This window comes from Hyphomicrobiales bacterium, from assembly GCA_039973685.1.
GTDB lineage: Bacteria > Pseudomonadota > Alphaproteobacteria > Rhizobiales > JACESI01 > JACESI01.
Genome location: JBDWKL010000012.1, coordinates 129,918 through 147,179 on the forward strand (window position 1 = coordinate 129,918; position 17,262 = coordinate 147,179).

A 17,262-nucleotide genomic window follows, 5' to 3' on the forward strand; every position below is an offset into this window, starting at 1 on the left:
TGCCAACTGAAGGAAATAGAATGCCAACAACCGCCAAACCTTATAGAGGTCCGATAGCTGACATGGTCAACGCATTGCTTAATTCCAAGAAGTTCGAATTCTTCATCACAGCCTTGATTATCTTCAACGCCATCACTCTTGGTCTTGAAACCAGCGAAAGCCTCATGGCCACACATGGCGGGTTGCTGCATTTCATTGACCGGTTGGTGCTTTATATTTTCGTTGCCGAATTGGTCGCGAAGCTCTTCGTGTTCCGCCAACGCTTTTTCACCGACCCATGGAACATCTTTGATTTTATCATTATCGGCATTGCCTTAGTGCCATCAAGCGGTGCGTTCTCTGTGCTTCGGGCGCTGCGCATTTTGCGGGTGTTGCGGCTTGTCTCAATTGTGCCAGCGCTCCGCCGTGTGGTTGGAGCCTTCATTGAAGCGCTGCCTGGCATGGGGTCTATCTTCTTGCTGATGGGCCTTGTGTTTTACGTCTTCTCTGTGATGGCGACCAAACTGTTTTCCGACACGTTCCCGCAGTGGTTCGGCACCTTGGGTGAATCGGCCTATTCGCTTTTCCAAATTATGACGCTTGAAAGCTGGTCCATGGGCATTGTACGCCCTGTCATGGAAGTACACCCCTATGCTTGGGCTTTCTTCGTGCCCTTCATTCTGTGCACGACCTTCACGGTACTGAACTTGTTTATCGGTGTTATCGTATCAGCCATGCAGGACGAGCATGAAAGTGATGCTGACGCAGACCGTCAGGCAATTCATGATGAGACGGCGGAAGTATTAAATGAGGTAAAAGCACTTCGTGCGGAAATTGGTGAGCTTAAGAACCAAATCGGTAAAAGCTAAGCCGAATAACCTGCCATAAATTTAGCGGCTACTTTTCAAGAGCCTATTAGCAAAGGGCTTCGATTTCTTCATCTTCCAAATCACCAGGCACAATGGTCATCGGGATTGGGAAATGGGTGGTCATCGTTCTGGTGAAGCTAGAAACAAGCGGGCCCGGCCCTTCGCCACCGACACTGGCTGCAAGGATCAAAATGACGATATCCTCGTCATTTTCAACCAATTCAACAATAACCTCATGGGGCGCGCCTTCCAAGATCAATTGCTCTGGTTCTATGTTCGCACTGTCTCTCACAAGGTCTGTATATTTCACCAACACGCCTTCAGCAGCCTCATGGGCTTCAGCACGCATGATGTTTTCAACACCAAGCCAATGTTGGAATTCAGACGGTTTGATCACATAGAGCATAAGGAGCTGACCACCGGTCTTCTCCGCCCTCTTTGAAGCATAAGCGATCGCACGACTGCACTCTGGGGTATCATCGATAACCACCAGAAACTTCCGCTTGTGACCTTCTTCAGAACTCTTTCTCTTAAATCCCATGAAATAACCCTGCCATTAGTTACCGAAATCGACAAGCGTCTTATCGAAGGAAGCCTAAAATATCTTTTACATCATCCATGATCGGACGTGCAATTGCGCTGGCACGTTGACCGCCATCACGGAGGATTTTGTCAATATAATCAGGTTGTTCCATCAAACGCCGCATTTCATTTGCAACGGGACTTAACTGGGTTAGTGCGAGTTCTGCAAGAGCTGGCTTAAATTCTGAAAATTGCTTGCCGCCAAAATCATCCAATACCGCCTGCTTGCTTACCCCGGAAAGGGCAGCAAATATGCCGACAAGATTTTCCGCTTCCGCACGACCTTTAAGGCCCTCTTCCTCACTCGGCAGACCGTCAGGATCAGTCTTTGCTTTGCGGAGTTTCTTCATAATCGTATCAGCGTCATCTGTCAGGTTGATGCGTGATAAATCAGACGGGTCCGATTTCGACATTTTCTTAGACCCGTCGCGCAAAGACATCACACGGGTGGCAGGGCCTTGGATCAACGGCTCAGGCAGCGGGAAAAACGCGCCTTCATGGCCTTGTTCAGCAATCGCATCAGCCAAATCAATGTTGAACTTAGAGGCAATGTCGCGGGAAAGCTCAAGGTGTTGCTTTTGGTCATCACCAACAGGCACATGAGTTGCCTTATAAGCCAGAATGTCAGCCGCCATAAGATTGGGATAAGAAAACAGGCCAACAGAGGCATTTTCTTTGTTTTTACCAGCCTTGTCTTTGAACTGCGTCATACGGTTCAACCAACCCATGCGGGCGATACAATTGAATACCCAAGCAAGTTCTACGTGGGCTGTGACTTGGCTTTGGTTGAAAACAATGTGCTTCATCGGATCAATACCAGCGGCGATAAAGGCAGCACTTACTTCGCGAATGCTATTGCGAAGCACTTCAGGCGGCTGAATTTCTGCCGTGATCGCGTGTTGGTCGACAACGCAATAGAGGCATTCGTGGCTTTCTTGCAGGGCGACGAATTTGACGATGGCACCAAGATAATTCCCAAGGTGCAAATTACCTGTTGGCTGCACGCCAGAAAATACCCGTGGCTGAAAAGTTGCTTCACTCATATCGTTCCCGATCCGTTAGTTCTTTTTCGGTGTTCGCCGAAAGTTTGCGAGGATTTGCCTGAAATTTACAGCACCCGTCAACCTACAGAGAACAAAATATATAATCATGCCAACAAGAACGACGCCTACCATCGCTAAAGCCTGCGAAAATGCAGCGTCAAGAAACCCAGCTTTTTTGAGAATGTCTTGAAGCCAGAACAAGCCAGCGCCCATGCCAATGCTTGCAGCGAGCATCATGAGCAATCTTCTCATGGTTGCACCATCCAGCGGCCAATGGCCCTTCATTTGCAAATGAGCAAACAGCAAAACCACATTCACCCACGCTGAAATACTGGTCGCAATGGCAATGCCGACATGAGCCAAGGACGGGAAGAGAGCAATTGATAAGACGACATTCATGACCGCGTTGATACCTGCATAATACATTGGTGTGCGCGTGTCTTCTCTGGCGAAAAAGGCTGGTGAGAAGACTTTGATCAAGACGAAAGCTGGCAGACCAAAGGCAAAAGCGGAAAGGGCTGCTGCTGTGCCACTGGTTGCTAACGCATCAAACGCGCCGCGTTCATAAAGCACCGACGTGATCAGATGCGGCATTACCACTAAGGCGGCTGCAGATGGCAGAGTTAAAAACATCGCGAATTCGAGTGAGTGGTTTTGCGTCCTTACAGCTTCTTCTGGAACACCACCCTTCAATGCACGAGACAATTCTGGAAGAAGAACCACACCAATCGCAATGCCAATCACACCAAGGGGTAGCTGATAAATACGGTCAGCATATTGCAGCAATGAGATTGCGCCATCTTGGGCTGATGCGATGATTTGTCCAACGAGCAGATTGATCTGCGTTATTCCGCCTGCAATTGCGGTGGGTACGGCAAGTATCAAGAGACGCTTTACAGCAGGCGTGAACTTGGGAGCTGTAAGGTTTAAGCGAAACCCTGTCTTGCGCACAGCCACCCAAACCAGCGCTAATTGTGCAAAGCCTGAGGCAAAGACCCCCCATGCCATGAAGCGACCTGTGATTGGGTTATTACCCGTTTCCAACACCGTACACAGCAACAACACAGCAATCATGATCACGTTCAAAAGCACAGGCACGAAAGCTGCGGCGAAATAGTGTCGGAAAGAATTCAACACGCCCGACAACATCGCAACCAGCGACATGCAAAACAGGTAGGGGAACATGATACGTGCAAGATCGATTGTGAGCAGCGTCTTTTCCGTGCCTTGGCCAAAGCGCGGCGCGATAATTGTTTCCACCAGCCACGGCATGGAAATTTCAGCAAGAGCCGTTAGAATCAACAGCACCACAAAAAGGACTGAGAAAACCTGACGCGCAAACTCTTGTGCTGTGTCGCGGCCTCCACCTTCAAGTTCTTTCGCAAACAACGGAATAAAAGCGGTGTTAAAAGCCCCTTCAGCAAAAAGCCTGCGAAACAGATTTGGAAAGCGGAAGGCTGCATAAAAAGCATCCGCAACCGGACCAGCGCCAATTAAGCTTGCAATCAATATCTCACGCACAAAGCCCAAGATACGGCTTGCAATGGTCGCCCCGCCCACAGTTGCAAAGCTCTTAAATAACCGCATGGTTAAGCTGCCTTCTTGGTTGGTTTTTTAGGCGGTGTGAACACTTTTTCCAAAGCCTTTTTAATGCGGTTTTGACGTGGCTTATCGACAATTTTCTGCCCCATAAGATCCGTCACATAAAATACGTCCACAGCCCGTTCGCCAAATGTTGAAATATGCGCTGTCGATGTATTCAAATTCAATTCAAACAAACTATTCGCAAGATCGCGCAAAAGACCCGTTCTATCTTTGCCCGACGCTTCAATTACCGTGAAATTGTTGGACAGGGTATTATCAAGAACGATGTTTGTCTCCACCGTAAAGGCCTTTGTCGACTTCTTAATCGAGCGAAGCGATTTGCCGCCACTTTGCTGTGGGATTTGACCCGAAACCGCCAGTTCAATCTCTTCACCAATACGTTTAGCACGGCGAAACTCATCTTCTTCAGTTTCAAACTCACGCCGGATATTGATCATATCAAGCGCAAACCCATCGCGTGTGGTAAAGATTTGCGCGCCGACAATGCTCGCCCCTGCTCTTGAACAAGCACCCGCGAGGATCGACAAAATATTAGGTTGATCAGGCGCGTAAATCGTAATCTCAGTAATCCCCTCAAAAGCTGATGTTGTTACATCCGTTGATAGCGGCACGTCACCTTTATGGGATTTCAGGATAAAATTTGCATGCCTAACTTGCGTCTCGACATCTGTGCGCAAAAGATAGGGTGGATAGTGTCTTTCGACGTAGCCATCGCGATCTTTTTGGCTCCAATCAACCAAGGCAGTCGACAGTTCTTCGCGCGCAATATTGGCCCTATCTTCCAGTGCCATAACATTAAAGCCGCCCGTTAACAGGGGCTGCGTTTCATAATAGAGCGTTCTGAGAAGCTGCCCTTTCCAACCATTCCAAACCCCCGGACCGACAGCACGAATATCGCAGACTGTAAGGATAAGCAGGAGTTTCAAGCGTTCCGGCGTTTGCACAATATTGGCAAAATCACGAATGGTTTTCGGATCGCTCAAATCTCGAGATTGCGCGATCACACTCATGGTCAAATGCTCAAGCACCAGCCAAGAGACCGTATCAATTTGCGATGATGTAAGACCCAATCGCTTACCAAGCTTTTTGGCAACTTTTGCACCCGCAATAGAATGATCTTCAGGCCGCCCTTTAGCTATGTCGTGCAAGAAGAGCGTGACATATAAGATCAGGCGATCATCAATCGTATCAATAACGTCGTTCGCAAGCGGATGCTCCTCGGCCAACTCGCCCCGTTCAATCAAAGCAAGCATGCCAACGGCACGAATGGTGTGCTCGTCCACAGTGTAGTGATGATACATATTGAACTGCATCATCGCGATGATCTTGCCAAAATCTGGAATGAACCGACCCAAAACGCCTGATTCATTCATTTTACGCAAAATTGTTTCTGGATCGCGTTTGGACGCAACAATCGTCAAAAACAGTTTGTTTGCTTCTTTGCTGTTGCGAACATTTTTATCAATCAACTTCAGTGATTTCGACATTAAATGCAGCAGGTTTGGATGCAGTGAATGTCCAGTTTTATCAGCAATCTGGAACACCCGTAAAAGATTGATCGGGTCTTCTTTAAAGATATCAGAATTCGCGTGTATAATCCGCTTATTCTCAAGCAGAAATTCTTTGTTACCCTTAATCGCACTTGGACGACGCCCGCGCACTGCTGCAACAAGGCGGCTAATCCCTGGCGTGGATTTCACCTGTTCCTGCTCCAATTTGGTTGAGAGGATATTGGTCAAATTGCCAACGTCTTTTGCAACCAGAAAATAGTGCTTCATGAAGCGCTCAACGTCGAGCATACCGGCTTTGGTTTGATAGTTTAGGCGTTGCGCCATTTCGCGCTGAAGGTCAAAACTTAAACGCTCTTCAGCTCTGCCTGTCAGATAATGCATATGGCATCGTACAGCCCACAAGAAATCACCCGACCTTTGGAATGTTTTGTATTCAGTTCGTGTGAAGATGCCAGCTTTCAAAAGTTCACGAGCAGTCTTTAGGCGATAGAAATATTTTGAAATCCAAAACAGCGTATGCAGATCGCGTAATCCGCCTTTACCCTCTTTGACGTTTGGCTCGACCAGATAACGCGTGTTGCCCGCTTTGCGGTGACGCTCATCGCGTTCTTCCATTTTCGCTTCGATGAATTGCGCGCCCGATCCTTGGATCACCTCTTTATCAAAGCGAGTTTCCAAATCATCAAACAGTTCGCTGTCACCCCACAAAAAGCGGGCTTCCAAAATGGCGGTTCGAATGGTGAAATCTTGTTTCGAAAGCCGCACACATTCATCAACGTCACGGGTTGCGTGGCCCACTTTAAAATTCATATCCCAAAGCATGTAGAGGATATATTCGACGACACTCTCACCCCACGGGGTTTGCTTATAGGGAAGCAGAAACAGAAGATCGATGTCTGAACCAGGCGCAAGGGTGCCTCTGCCATAGCCGCCAACTGCGATCACAGCCATGCGCTCGCCGGAGGATGGATTGTCCACACGGTAAATATAAGTAAGGGCAAACTCGTGAATAACGCCGATCAATTCATCCTGCAAATTGCTGAGGCGGGTCGCACATTTGATGCCAGAGCCATCTTCCAAGAGTTTTTGTTCGGCAATAGCATGACCTTCAGCCACGACTTCTTTTAGTAGGCTCAAAAGCGCCAATCGGCATTTGGATGAATTTGGATCACCATGCTCATCAACCAGCGCCGTCACGTTCTCGCGCACGACTGCAAAGTCAATCAGACTGTCTATTTCAGCGAAATTTTGGCTCGGCTTAGATTGGGGTTTGGCTTGAGATTTTGCCACAGATAACGGCCCTTATTAATGCTGCGATGTTTCGCTTATAGCGGCTTGATCCGCGCTGGCAAAGATTTGAAACAGGAGTTAGATAAAATTATCATAGCTCGCCAGCTCATCTTGCCTATATAAAGATCATACAGCCCTCGTGATCAGCAAGCGAAAACGTCCTTATGTCTTCAATCTCATTTGACAATTCTTACGCCAAGTTGCCATCCAGTTTTTATGCAAAACTGCAACCAAAACCTGTGGCCTCACCATCGCTTATTAAAGTCAATCATAAGCTGGCGAACTCTCTGGGTGTGGATGCTGCATTCTTAGAAAGCGCTGAAGGCGTTGCTATATTGGCGGGCAACCGTGTGCCAGAAGGGGCTGAACCCTTGGCGATGGCTTATGCGGGTCATCAATTTGGCAATTTTGTCCCACAGCTCGGAGATGGCCGCGCCAATCTTTTGGGCGAGGTTTTGGACAATGAAGGAAACCGCCGCGACCTCCAGCTCAAAGGGGCTGGTCCGACGCCGTTTTCTAGAATGGGCGATGGACGGGCAGCCCTTGGGCCGGTTTTGCGCGAATATATTGTCAGCGAAGCAATGGCGGCACTTGGTGTGCCCACCACCCGCGCTTTAGCGGCTGTTACAACAGGTGAACCCGTGGTGCGTGAAAATTTTCAGCCCGGCGCGATTTTAACAAGGGTTGCAAGCAGCCATATTCGCGTTGGTACGTTTCAATATTTCTTTGCGCGCGAAGATATTACGGGTCTTGAAACCTTGCTCACCCATGTGATCAATCGTCACTACCCAGAGGCAGCCTTCGCAGAACGCCCAGCACTCGCTTTGCTTGACCATGTGGTGGAAAAACAAGCCAAACTGATTGCCAAATGGGTGTCACTTGGTTTCATCCACGGCGTTATGAACACCGACAATATGTCGATTGCAGGCGAAACCATTGATTACGGCCCGTGCGCTTTTCTCGATACGTACGAGCCATCAAAACACTTTAGCGCGGTTGATCAAAATGGTCGCTACGCCTACCAGAACCAACCAGCGATCGGCCAATGGAACCTTGTTCGCCTCGCGCAATGTTTGCTTGGCATGCTCGACAAGGATGAGGATACCGCATTGGAATTAGCCCAAGCGTCTATTGATGCCTACGGCGAGAAATTCGACGCGGCCTTTATGGCAGAATTCACCGCAAAAATCGGTCTTGATGAGCTGCAGGATGACGACAAAGAATTAGTCAAAGACTTGCTGAAGCGCATGGCTGAAAATCAGGTGGATTTCACCTTGATGTTTAGAGGGCTGGGTGAGCTTTTAAACGGTGGTAATGGGCCAGCTCATCTGTTTGCAAATCCAACAGCGTTTGAAGAATGGGAAACCGTTTGGCGTGAGCGCCTTGCGACCATGAACGAGCCAGATGATGTCATTGCAAAACGTATTTTGGCTGCAAACCCAGCCATCATCCCACGCAATCACCTCGTCGAAGAAGCCATTCGCGCAGCAGAAGATAATAATGATTTCTCCGTGTTTCATGCCCTTGTTGAAGCCCTTGAAACACCATTTGATGATCAAGCTGAGGGGTCAAAATTCACACAGCCCCCTCAACCACAACAAGTCGTCCAGCAGACTTTTTGCGGTACTTAGACAGTTTTGACTTGATGACATCATGAAAATTAGATCGGATGACCACAGCAATTTTTAAATCAGGTTTTTATTATGACATTTTTTAGCCAAACGCTTGCTCTCGCATTCGCCCTTTTCGCCATCACATCCCCCCATACCGCAATGGCGCAAAGTGATGATCTTGATTGTTCAAACCCACAAAATCAAAGCGTTATGAACCGGTGCGCTTTTTTGGATTTTGAAGCTGCCGATGTTGAGCTTAACGCCATTTGGCCCGCCGCACGCAAAGCCAATGCTACATTTGCCGAATATCTTCCAGATAATCTCAAAGCAGACGCACAGGCATTGCTTGAAGCACAACGGGCATGGATCACCTTTCGCGATGCACATTGCGCTTCCGTTGCATTGCCAAATGCAGGTGGAACCATCTATCCACTGATTTACAATAGCTGCCGTGCAGGTGTCACAAGACAACGAACTGAGCAGCTACGAGAACTTGTCGATAACGCACGATAGAGCTAGATTAACGGCGAAAATGATCGGCTTTAAACGAGCCAAACAGGAATACTTATGCAAGACAAAACCCTACCCATAGCGCTGTTAATTATGCGCGTATCCATCGCCTTCTTCCTCGCTATGTGGGCCAGTTTGAAATTTCACCGCCCTGAATGGATGGTGAATGTGTTTAAGGGTCGATATGGCCTTGATTTCATCACACCAGACTTCGGCATCTATGTTGGCATTGCGCAATTAGCGATCGTGTTGATGTTTGCCATTGGCTACAAGCGCACCGTATTTTACGGGCTTATGATGGCGATGCATGCCGTGGGGGTTTATGGGGCTGCTGGAGGTATTTTGAATTACACTCGCTACCCAAACAACTTGCTTTTAACAGCGGTGCCAACCCTTGGCGCTCTCATCGCGCTGTTCTTACTGCGTCGCCATGATCTTTGGACGGTTGACGGACAACTTAGCAAAAAGCCTTGAAAGAATTAGCGTTTATGGTGTTAAGTAAAGGCTCGGAACTTAAAGGCAAAAGCGCTCCATGATCCTCGTCTTCATCGCCGTCAACTTCTTCATTCTCTCAATTGTTGGTTTCTTCTACCTTTATTGGGGCTTTGGCGGCATGTGGCCTGGGCGAGATGAGCCAAGTCTTGCGAAAGCCGTGGTTGGTCGCAATGGCATTACTGAGATGCCGTCAAAAGCGCTGACATTGTTTATTTCTGCTTGTTTGTTTCTTGCATCCATCTGGCCGCTTATTTGGATTGGCCTCATTGAAACGCCGCTGCCTTACGCCATTCGAGAAATTGGAATGATAGGCTTGATTGTCGTGTTCGTTGCGCGCGGAATTGCGGGCTACATGCCAAATTTCAGACGCAAATACAGCGAACTGCCTTTTGCCAATTACGACCGACAATATTATTCACCGCTTTGCTTCATGGTCGGCATGTTTTCTGCAGCTATTTTCTTCCTCTAAAAAACCGCGAAAGAATATATTATCAATTGATGCTTTACCTCAGATTAGAAAAGTTCTAAACTGAAATTAATTGAAGCGCACATGCTAATGCTTATATATTCAAAGAAGCCAACGCATCACTGTGATCCGCACACTGAAAAGGAACTGAAATATGTTCATTCAAACAGAAGAAACACCAAATCCAGCGACCTTAAAATTCTTGCCAGGCATTGTTGTTTTGCCTTCAGGAACGGTAGATTTGCGCAAAGGGGATGACCTGTCAAAAGCGCCGCTTGCGATGCATTTGTTTGAAGTTGATGGCGTTGAAGCTGTCTTTTTTGGTTATGATTTCATCACCATCACAAAAAACCCGAGTATGCCGTGGCCACACCTAAAACCTGCGGTTCTTGGTGCGATCATGGAACATTTCATGGCGGGTCAGCCTGTTGTGCTTGAAAATGCTCAGATAGGCGGCGATGATGAAGAAGAGTTTTTTGAAGAAGCTGATACTGAAATCGTCAACACGATCAAAGAACTTCTCGAAACACGTGTGCGCCCTGCTGTTGCTCAAGATGGCGGCGATATCACGTTTCATGGCTACAAAGATGGCACCGTTTACTTGAACATGCGCGGCGCTTGTGCAGGGTGTCCATCCTCTTCGGCGACCCTCAAACACGGCATCCAGAACTTGCTAAAACACTTCATTCCGCAAGTGCAATCAGTAGAGCCATACGGGCAACAACCTACTTATTAGAGCCTAATTTAGCGACGTTTGTAACAAACAGTTAGACCTTAAGGGCTTCCATGCGCTGAAAAACGCGCTAAGAAATAACCATGGTTCAGCTTTCAATAGACACATCCAACGTTAATTGTGCCGTGCACCTCATGGAGCACGATGGACTATCTTGTGAAATTTGCGATGAGATAGGACGCGGCCACGCCGAACGGTTGATTGGCATGATTGACCACGTCTTGAATGAACGTGACCTTTCTCCAAATGACATCACAAAAATCGCCGTTACAATTGGGCCTGGCTCCTTTACTGGCGTTCGAGTGGGGCTGGCGGCAGCCCGTGGATATGCGGCGGCCCTTAATATCCCAGTGGTCGGTATCTCATCGCTAAAGACGCTTTCAAAAAAGAATAACCTTGGTGGCTCCACCCTCGTGATACTCGATGCAAAGCGCGACCAGTATTATACTGAATTGTTTGACGATCACGGCACATCCATTGAAGGGCCAGCGCTCTATACCAAGGGTGATGAATTGCCTGAAGCATGGCGTCACCAAGCAAGCTTGGCACTCGTCGGCACGGGCGCAGAAGCCATAGCGCCTCACTTGCCCAATGCATCTATTATCAGCACTGATGCCGCACCTGCTATCGCCGATGTTGCCCAATTAGGTCAATCATTGGAGCCAGATGCTACCCCGCCAAAACCGCTTTATTTGCGGGCGGCAGATGCCAAACCGCAAAACCCAGACAAGATTATCGCGCGGGTGTCCTCATGATTTGGTCGTTTGGCACAGGTGATATTGTTGTGGAAGGGTCGCGCACGAGCCACGCATCTGAATTAGCCAATATTCACAAAGATTGTTTTCCGCGTGGGTGGACGGCCTCTGAATTTATTCATCTGCTTGAAAGTGATACTGTGCGTGGCCTACAGGCCCGCAAACCAGCCACCATGTTCTTACCACCCAGCCAAGACCCGCGTGGCTTCGTTCTCACCAGAATTGCGGGGGATGAAGCTGAGATACTGACGATTGGCGTTGCCAAAAGTGCGCGCCGTTATGGTTTGGGTAAAGCTCTTATGCGGGCTGTGATGAGTGATCTTTATGCAGACCGCATTCCAACCCTATTTTTGGAAGTTGATGAGACGAATACAGCCGCAATCCATCTTTATAAAGGGCTTGGGTTTAACCAAGTTGGCGAACGAAAAGCTTATTATTCAGCCCAAGATGAGGGACAAAACGGGGGAAATGACCAAGGGTCCCGAACACGAGCGCTTGTCATGCGGTGCGATCTTAGCTAATCCGTAGCCCAAGAAGATTTAAGTACTTAGTTCATCGTTTCAATTACGGTCAAATGTGACATGACAGCGGATAAAAACTTATCACTGGAAGATCAATGCGTTGCTAAAGGCATGCGCATGACCGAGCAACGCCGTATTATTGCGCGTGTGCTGGAAAGCGCTCATGACCACCCTGACGTAGAAGAGCTTTACCGCCGTTCTGTGAAGGTTGATGATAATATCTCAATTTCTACCGTATATCGCACGGTCAAGTTATTCGAAGATGCGGGCATTATTGAACGCCATGATTTTCGTGATGGACGCTCGCGCTATGAAACCGTGCCAGAAGAACACCATGACCATTTGATTGACCTTCGATCCGGCAAAGTGATCGAGTTCAACAATGAAGAGATAGAAAAGCTGCAAGAAGTCATTGCGCGGGAATTGGGCTTTAAACTGGTCGACCACCGACTGGAGCTTTACGGTGTTCCGCTTGATAAGTCGGACACTGAAGAGTAAGCGGGCCAAGCGTTTTCGAGGAGCTAAACAATGATTGCCTCGTGTCGCGCATGGTTCACCGTATTCTGTCTCATTATCATGACTTTGCCGCTGATCCCGCTTCAATGGATCTTCAATAAAACCAACAACCCTCTGCGTCGTAAGCTTCCCCTATTATGGCACCATATGGCCGCTTTTCTTGTGGGTTTAAAGGTACATGTAAGAGGTGAAATGAGCGTTGAACGCCCGCTTTTGCTCACCGCAAACCACGTATCATGGCTTGATATTGTCGCTCTCAGCGTTGCAGGCCCCGTCTCTTTCATTGCAAAGCAAGAAGTTTCAAAATGGCCCGCTTTCGGGATGCTTGCAAAACTTCAACGCACCGTCTTCGTCAACCGTGAAAAGCGCAGTGCAACCGGTGAAAAAACCAGCGAGATCGCAAGCCGACTGCATGAAGGCGACGCGATGGTGCTTTTTCCTGAAGGAACATCAACCTCCGGCGTCCATGTGAAACCGTTCCGCTCTGCCCTTTTGGGTGCTGTTCAAAAAGCGGCAGGGGATGGGGAGACAATAAATGTGCAGCCCGTGGCGATTGCCTACACACATATAAGCGGCATGCCAGCCCTTACCGATGAGCGCGATTTCACTGGGTTTTATGGTGATATGGACCTTGTTTCCAGCCTTTGGCCAATCTTGAAAGAAGGGGCAATTGATGTGACCGTTTATTACGGTGAACCAATTATCGCGGACGGAACAATCGACCGAAAACGACTGTCCTTTGCCCTTGAAGAACGTGTGAGAACATTAAAATCAGCCGCTTTTGCTGCTGATTCGCGCTGATACATGAAATTGATCAAAGAAAATGTGCCAAGTTTCTTGCCTATTGAGCGAAAAAAGTGAATCAGTGTCGGCTGATGACTAATGCGGGTTTTTGAGCTTAAATGAGCCAGCAACCGACATAAAAGCGATCATTCGCAGACACAAAGCAAAAAGCACGAGAAGCAATTGAGCGATAGCGAAAAACAAGAAACCAAAAAGGTCTTCATCAAGACCTATGGCTGTCAAATGAATGTCTATGACACCACGCGCATGGCAGATAGCCTTGGCGGCGAAGGGTATTCTCAGACAGATCAGATTGAAGACGCTGATCTTGTGCTCCTAAACACGTGTCATATTCGCGAAAAAGCGGCTGAAAAAGTGTATTCAGACCTTGGCCGCATCCGCCAGACGAAAGCACGTCGCGCAAAACTGGGCAAAGACACAATGGTCGGTGTTGCTGGTTGTGTGGCGCAGGCAGAAGGCGCTGAAATTCAACGCCGTGCACCTATCGTTGATTTGGTCGTTGGTCCGCAGAGCTATCATAAATTACCGGGCCTTGTTTCAAAGGCTGCCAATCCGCTTGAAGCAGAAAACTTGGTCGAAACTGAGTTTCCAAGCGAAGATAAATTTGACCACCTACCTGCGCCTACACGCCGCCAAATCACCTCGCGGGGTGCCGCTGCGTTTCTCACTGTGCAAGAGGGCTGTGATAAGTTTTGCGCGTTTTGCGTGGTGCCTTACACACGCGGTGCTGAAGTCTCTCGATCGCTCATTCAAATTGTTGAAGAAGCACGCACCTTGGCTGAAAACGGCGTTCGTGAAATCACGCTCCTCGGTCAAAACGTCAATGCATGGCATGGCGAAGATGCAAGCGGCAAGAGCATTGGCCTTGGCGAACTGCTGTTTGATCTTGCAAAGATCGATGGCCTCGACCGCCTTCGCTACACCACAAGCCATCCAAACGATATGGATGACACGCTGATTGCAGCGCACCGCGATCTTGAGAGCTTGATGCCTTATCTGCATTTGCCGGTCCAAAGTGGGTCGGACAATATTTTGAAAGCCATGAACCGCCGCCACACGCGTGATGATTATTTCCGCGTGATTGACCGTATTCGTGACGCCCGCAGCGATATTGCCTTATCAGGTGACTTTATTGTTGGCTTCCCCGGGGAAACAGACCAAGACTTTGAAGACACGATGGATTTGGTTCGGCGCGTCACCTATACGTCCGCTTATTCATTCAAATATTCACCCCGCCCCGGCACACCTGCATCCGACATTGAAACTCAAGTTGATGAAGCAGTGAAAAGCGAGCGCCTTCAAGCGCTGCAAACACTTCTAACTGAGCAACAGCGAGCCTTTAATCGCTCATGCGAAGGCCGCACCATGTCTCTACTCCTAGAGCGCAAAGGTCGGTTTGATGGCCAATTGGTTGGCCGCTCCCCTTGGCTGCAAGCTGTTCAAGTTGAAGCGCCTGAAAGCATGATCGGGCAAATTGCGACTGTTCATATTTCCAAGATTGGTACAAACTCATTGTTTGCGACCCTACTTGATGAGCACAAAGCGTTGGAGGCTGTTTGACAACCGAGCTTGAAGAGACAGAACGGATCATTGCATTTGACGACAACCGTCTCGCAATGGACCTATTTGGCCAATATGACCAGAACCTTGCCATTATAGAACAACGCATCGGCGTGGAAGCGATTACGCGCGGCAACCAAGTAGTATTGCGTGGAACAGAAGACGCCTGCGATCACGCCCATCGCACGCTTGAAGTGCTCTACGAACAGCTCGTAGATGGCCGCACGATTGATCCAGGTGAGATTGAAGGCACCTTGCGCATGATCGATGCGGAAAAAAGTCAGCTCACCCTGCCGACATTAGAAAAAAAGTCGAAAATCAAGTTCGCGCAAATCTCAACGCGCAAGAAAACCATTATTGCCCGCACCAAAACGCAGGATGAATATATTCGCGCCATGAACAAGAAAGAACTTGTTTTCGGTGCTGGCCCTGCAGGTACGGGTAAAACCTATCTTGCTTGTGCCTATTCAGCCAGTCTGCTGGAACGTGGCGAAGTTGACCGCATTATTTTGACCCGCCCCGCTGTTGAAGCAGGCGAACGTCTTGGCTTTTTGCCCGGCGACATGAAAGAAAAGGTCGATCCTTACCTTCGTCCACTTTATGACGCGTTACACGACATGATGCCGCCAGAACGGGTGGAACGTGCCCTTGCGACAGGCATGATTGAAATCGCCCCGCTCGCCTTTATGCGTGGCCGCACACTCACCAATGCGGCGGTTATTTTGGATGAAGCGCAAAATACGACCTCCATGCAGATGAAAATGTTTTTGACCCGCCTCGGTGAAGGCTCAAAAATGTTCATCACAGGTGATCCAAGCCAAATTGACCTACCGCGCGGTGTGTCATCTGGCCTTGTTGAATCTCTGCGCGTTCTAAAAGGCGTTAAAGGCATCAAGCAGATCCACTTTGGTGCTGAAGATGTTGTCCGCCACGAGTTGGTTGGCCGCATCGTCCACGCTTATGACGACGACGCCAAACACAAAGCGCGCATGGAAAAACGGGATGACGACTGAGGCTCCCATGCACAAAATAAGCGTAGAGCTGGACGCTCGTATTGATGCGGGAGAGTGGGCTAAACTCTCTGAACTTGAAGCCATGGCGTTAGAGGTTTTTCAAGCCGTTCTGACTGAGAAGCAATTCTTCATGGCAAAAACTGTATTGAATGGCTCAGAAATCAGTCTGCTTTTTACTGATGACACCAACATCAAGGCCATTAATAACGACCACCGCGACCAAAATAAGCCGACCAATGTGCTCTCTTTCCCTCAGCACCAACCTGATGCAGGCAGGTTTGGGCCATATCTTGGGGATTTGGTATTTGCATCTGAAACAATTATTCGCGAAGCTGCCCTTGAGAAAAAGCCTTTAGTACACCATCTACAACACTTAATGGTTCATGGTTTTCTGCATTTGGTTGGCTATGACCATGAATCTGATATAGAAGCAGAAGAAATGGAAGCACTCGAAGTAAAAATCTTGGAGCAACTTCAAATACCAAACCCTTATGATCTGCCGGATGATGGGCAATAATAAAAAATGACCGACGAAGCGTCTTCAAAGAAGACATCCCCAATGAACAAACAAGACCCCGTTCTTGACGACGAACCTGAGTCGGTCAACGCATCTGAACCAGATGCGCCACCCAAGACATCCGTGTTGCAGCGGCTTAAAAACATGCTGCCATTCAGAAAAAATGTGAGCTTGCGCCAAGACCTTGAAGTGGTGTTGGGGCAAGGCGATGCTGATTTGACGTTCTCGCCTGAAGAACGCGCGATGCTCTCTAATATTCTGGCCCTTCGTGAAGTGCGCGCCGATGACATTATGGTGCCCAGAGCCGATATTGATGCGGTGGATTTTAGCATTACGCTGGGCCAAATGATCTTCTTGTTTGAAGACGGTCGTCATTCCCGTATGCCAGTTTATCGCGAGACGCTCGATGATCCAATTGGGATGGTGCACGTGAAAGACGTGATGGCCTTCATCATGGCGCAGGCTGAGCAAAACCCACAAGATGATGGTAAGCCGCTACGCAATGACGTGGTCGATTATGATTTGAGCAATGTGGATTTAACCCAACCTCTCAATGAAGTTGAAATATTACGGCCCATTCTCTTCGTCCCGCCTTCTATGCCAGCTTCAGATATTTTTGCGAAAATGCGAACAACCCGCACGCAAATGGCACTTGTGATTGATGAATATGGCGGCACAGACGGCCTTGTCTCAATGGAAGATGTGGTTGAGGCAATTGTCGGTGATATCGAAGATGAGCATGACGACGAGGAAGAGGCTCAAATCACTCAAGAAAATGAAACCACTTGGTCCGCTGATGCCCGCGCGCCGCTGGAAGATGTGAGTGAGGCTTTGGGTATCTCTGTGGACGTAAAAGCAGAAGATGATGGGGTCGACACGC

18 protein-coding genes are annotated in these 17,262 nt (G+C 48.6%); 14 read left to right on the plus strand and 4 right to left on the minus strand.

What is annotated here, in order from left to right:
* Positions 1–20: 20 nt before the first annotated feature.
* Positions 21–848 (plus strand): ion transporter, encoded by an 828-nt coding sequence (locus ABJO30_03140; protein MEP3231806.1) that lies wholly within the window; start codon positions 21–23, stop codon positions 846–848.
* A gap of 46 nt (positions 849–894) precedes the next feature.
* On the opposite strand, the gene ABJO30_03145 is transcribed toward ABJO30_03140, so the two are convergent.
* The 4 genes from ABJO30_03145 to ABJO30_03160 are packed head-to-tail and all read right to left on the minus strand — an operon-like array spanning position 895 to position 6,879.
* Positions 895–1,389, minus strand: coding sequence for a universal stress protein (locus tag ABJO30_03145; protein ID MEP3231807.1), 495 nt, complete (start codon positions 1,387–1,389; stop codon positions 895–897).
* Between the two features lie 40 nt (positions 1,390–1,429).
* Positions 1,430–2,473 (minus strand): tryptophan--tRNA ligase, encoded by a 1,044-nt coding sequence (gene trpS, locus ABJO30_03150; protein ID MEP3231808.1) that lies wholly within the window; start codon positions 2,471–2,473, stop codon positions 1,430–1,432.
* A 15-nt stretch (positions 2,474–2,488) separates the two neighbouring features.
* The gene (gene murJ, locus ABJO30_03155; protein MEP3231809.1) at positions 2,489–4,060 is read right to left on the minus strand and encodes a murein biosynthesis integral membrane protein MurJ; all 1,572 of its coding nucleotides are present in this window, start codon (positions 4,058–4,060) and stop codon (positions 2,489–2,491) included.
* Between the two features lie 2 nt (positions 4,061–4,062).
* Entirely contained in the window at positions 4,063–6,879 is a 2,817-nt protein-coding gene (locus tag ABJO30_03160) for a [protein-PII] uridylyltransferase (protein ID MEP3231810.1), read from the minus strand.
* Positions 6,880–7,043: 164 nt separating this feature from the next.
* Here ABJO30_03160 and ABJO30_03165 point away from each other — a divergent pair, with 164 nt between their 5' ends.
* The 13 genes from ABJO30_03165 to ABJO30_03225 all read left to right on the plus strand — a co-directional run.
* Positions 7,044–8,510 (plus strand): protein adenylyltransferase SelO, encoded by a 1,467-nt coding sequence (locus ABJO30_03165; GenBank protein MEP3231811.1) that lies wholly within the window; start codon positions 7,044–7,046, stop codon positions 8,508–8,510.
* Positions 8,511–8,582: 72 nt separating this feature from the next.
* Positions 8,583–9,005, plus strand: a complete 423-nt coding sequence (locus ABJO30_03170; GenBank protein ID MEP3231812.1) for a lysozyme inhibitor LprI family protein — start codon at positions 8,583–8,585, stop codon at positions 9,003–9,005.
* Positions 9,006–9,059: 54 nt separating this feature from the next.
* Complete coding sequence (locus ABJO30_03175; GenBank protein ID MEP3231813.1) at positions 9,060–9,476, plus strand: hypothetical protein; 417 nt, start codon at positions 9,060–9,062, stop codon at positions 9,474–9,476.
* Positions 9,477–9,534: 58 nt separating this feature from the next.
* The gene (locus tag ABJO30_03180) at positions 9,535–9,966 is read left to right on the plus strand and encodes a DUF3995 domain-containing protein (protein MEP3231814.1); all 432 of its coding nucleotides are present in this window, start codon (positions 9,535–9,537) and stop codon (positions 9,964–9,966) included.
* Positions 9,967–10,117: 151 nt separating this feature from the next.
* Entirely contained in the window at positions 10,118–10,699 is a 582-nt protein-coding gene (locus ABJO30_03185) for a NifU family protein (protein ID MEP3231815.1), read from the plus strand.
* Positions 10,700–10,779: 80 nt separating this feature from the next.
* A complete protein-coding gene (tsaB, locus tag ABJO30_03190; GenBank protein MEP3231816.1) occupies positions 10,780–11,451 on the plus strand; it encodes a tRNA (adenosine(37)-N6)-threonylcarbamoyltransferase complex dimerization subunit type 1 TsaB in 672 nt (223 codons plus the stop codon).
* Positions 11,448–11,972 (plus strand): GNAT family N-acetyltransferase, encoded by a 525-nt coding sequence (locus ABJO30_03195; protein ID MEP3231817.1) that lies wholly within the window; start codon positions 11,448–11,450, stop codon positions 11,970–11,972. The genes tsaB and ABJO30_03195 overlap by 4 nt, the downstream gene beginning before the upstream one ends.
* Before the next feature lie 60 nt (positions 11,973–12,032).
* Complete coding sequence (locus ABJO30_03200; protein MEP3231818.1) at positions 12,033–12,470, plus strand: Fur family transcriptional regulator; 438 nt, start codon at positions 12,033–12,035, stop codon at positions 12,468–12,470.
* Between the two features lie 30 nt (positions 12,471–12,500).
* On the plus strand, positions 12,501–13,289 hold the full coding sequence (locus ABJO30_03205; protein ID MEP3231819.1) for a 1-acyl-sn-glycerol-3-phosphate acyltransferase: 789 nt from the start codon (positions 12,501–12,503) through the stop codon (positions 13,287–13,289).
* A gap of 165 nt (positions 13,290–13,454) precedes the next feature.
* A complete protein-coding gene (gene miaB, locus ABJO30_03210) occupies positions 13,455–14,852 on the plus strand; it encodes a tRNA (N6-isopentenyl adenosine(37)-C2)-methylthiotransferase MiaB (protein ID MEP3231820.1) in 1,398 nt (465 codons plus the stop codon).
* A gap of 56 nt (positions 14,853–14,908) precedes the next feature.
* Positions 14,909–15,865: a PhoH family protein gene (locus tag ABJO30_03215; GenBank protein ID MEP3231821.1), complete on the plus strand. Its 957-nt coding sequence runs from the start codon at positions 14,909–14,911 to the stop codon at positions 15,863–15,865.
* Entirely contained in the window at positions 15,855–16,382 is a 528-nt protein-coding gene (ybeY, locus tag ABJO30_03220) for an rRNA maturation RNase YbeY (GenBank protein MEP3231822.1), read from the plus strand. The genes ABJO30_03215 and ybeY overlap by 11 nt, the downstream gene beginning before the upstream one ends.
* Positions 16,383–16,388: 6 nt before the next feature.
* On the plus strand, positions 16,389–17,262 hold an 874-nt coding region (locus ABJO30_03225; protein ID MEP3231823.1), incomplete at its 3' end, for a CBS domain-containing protein.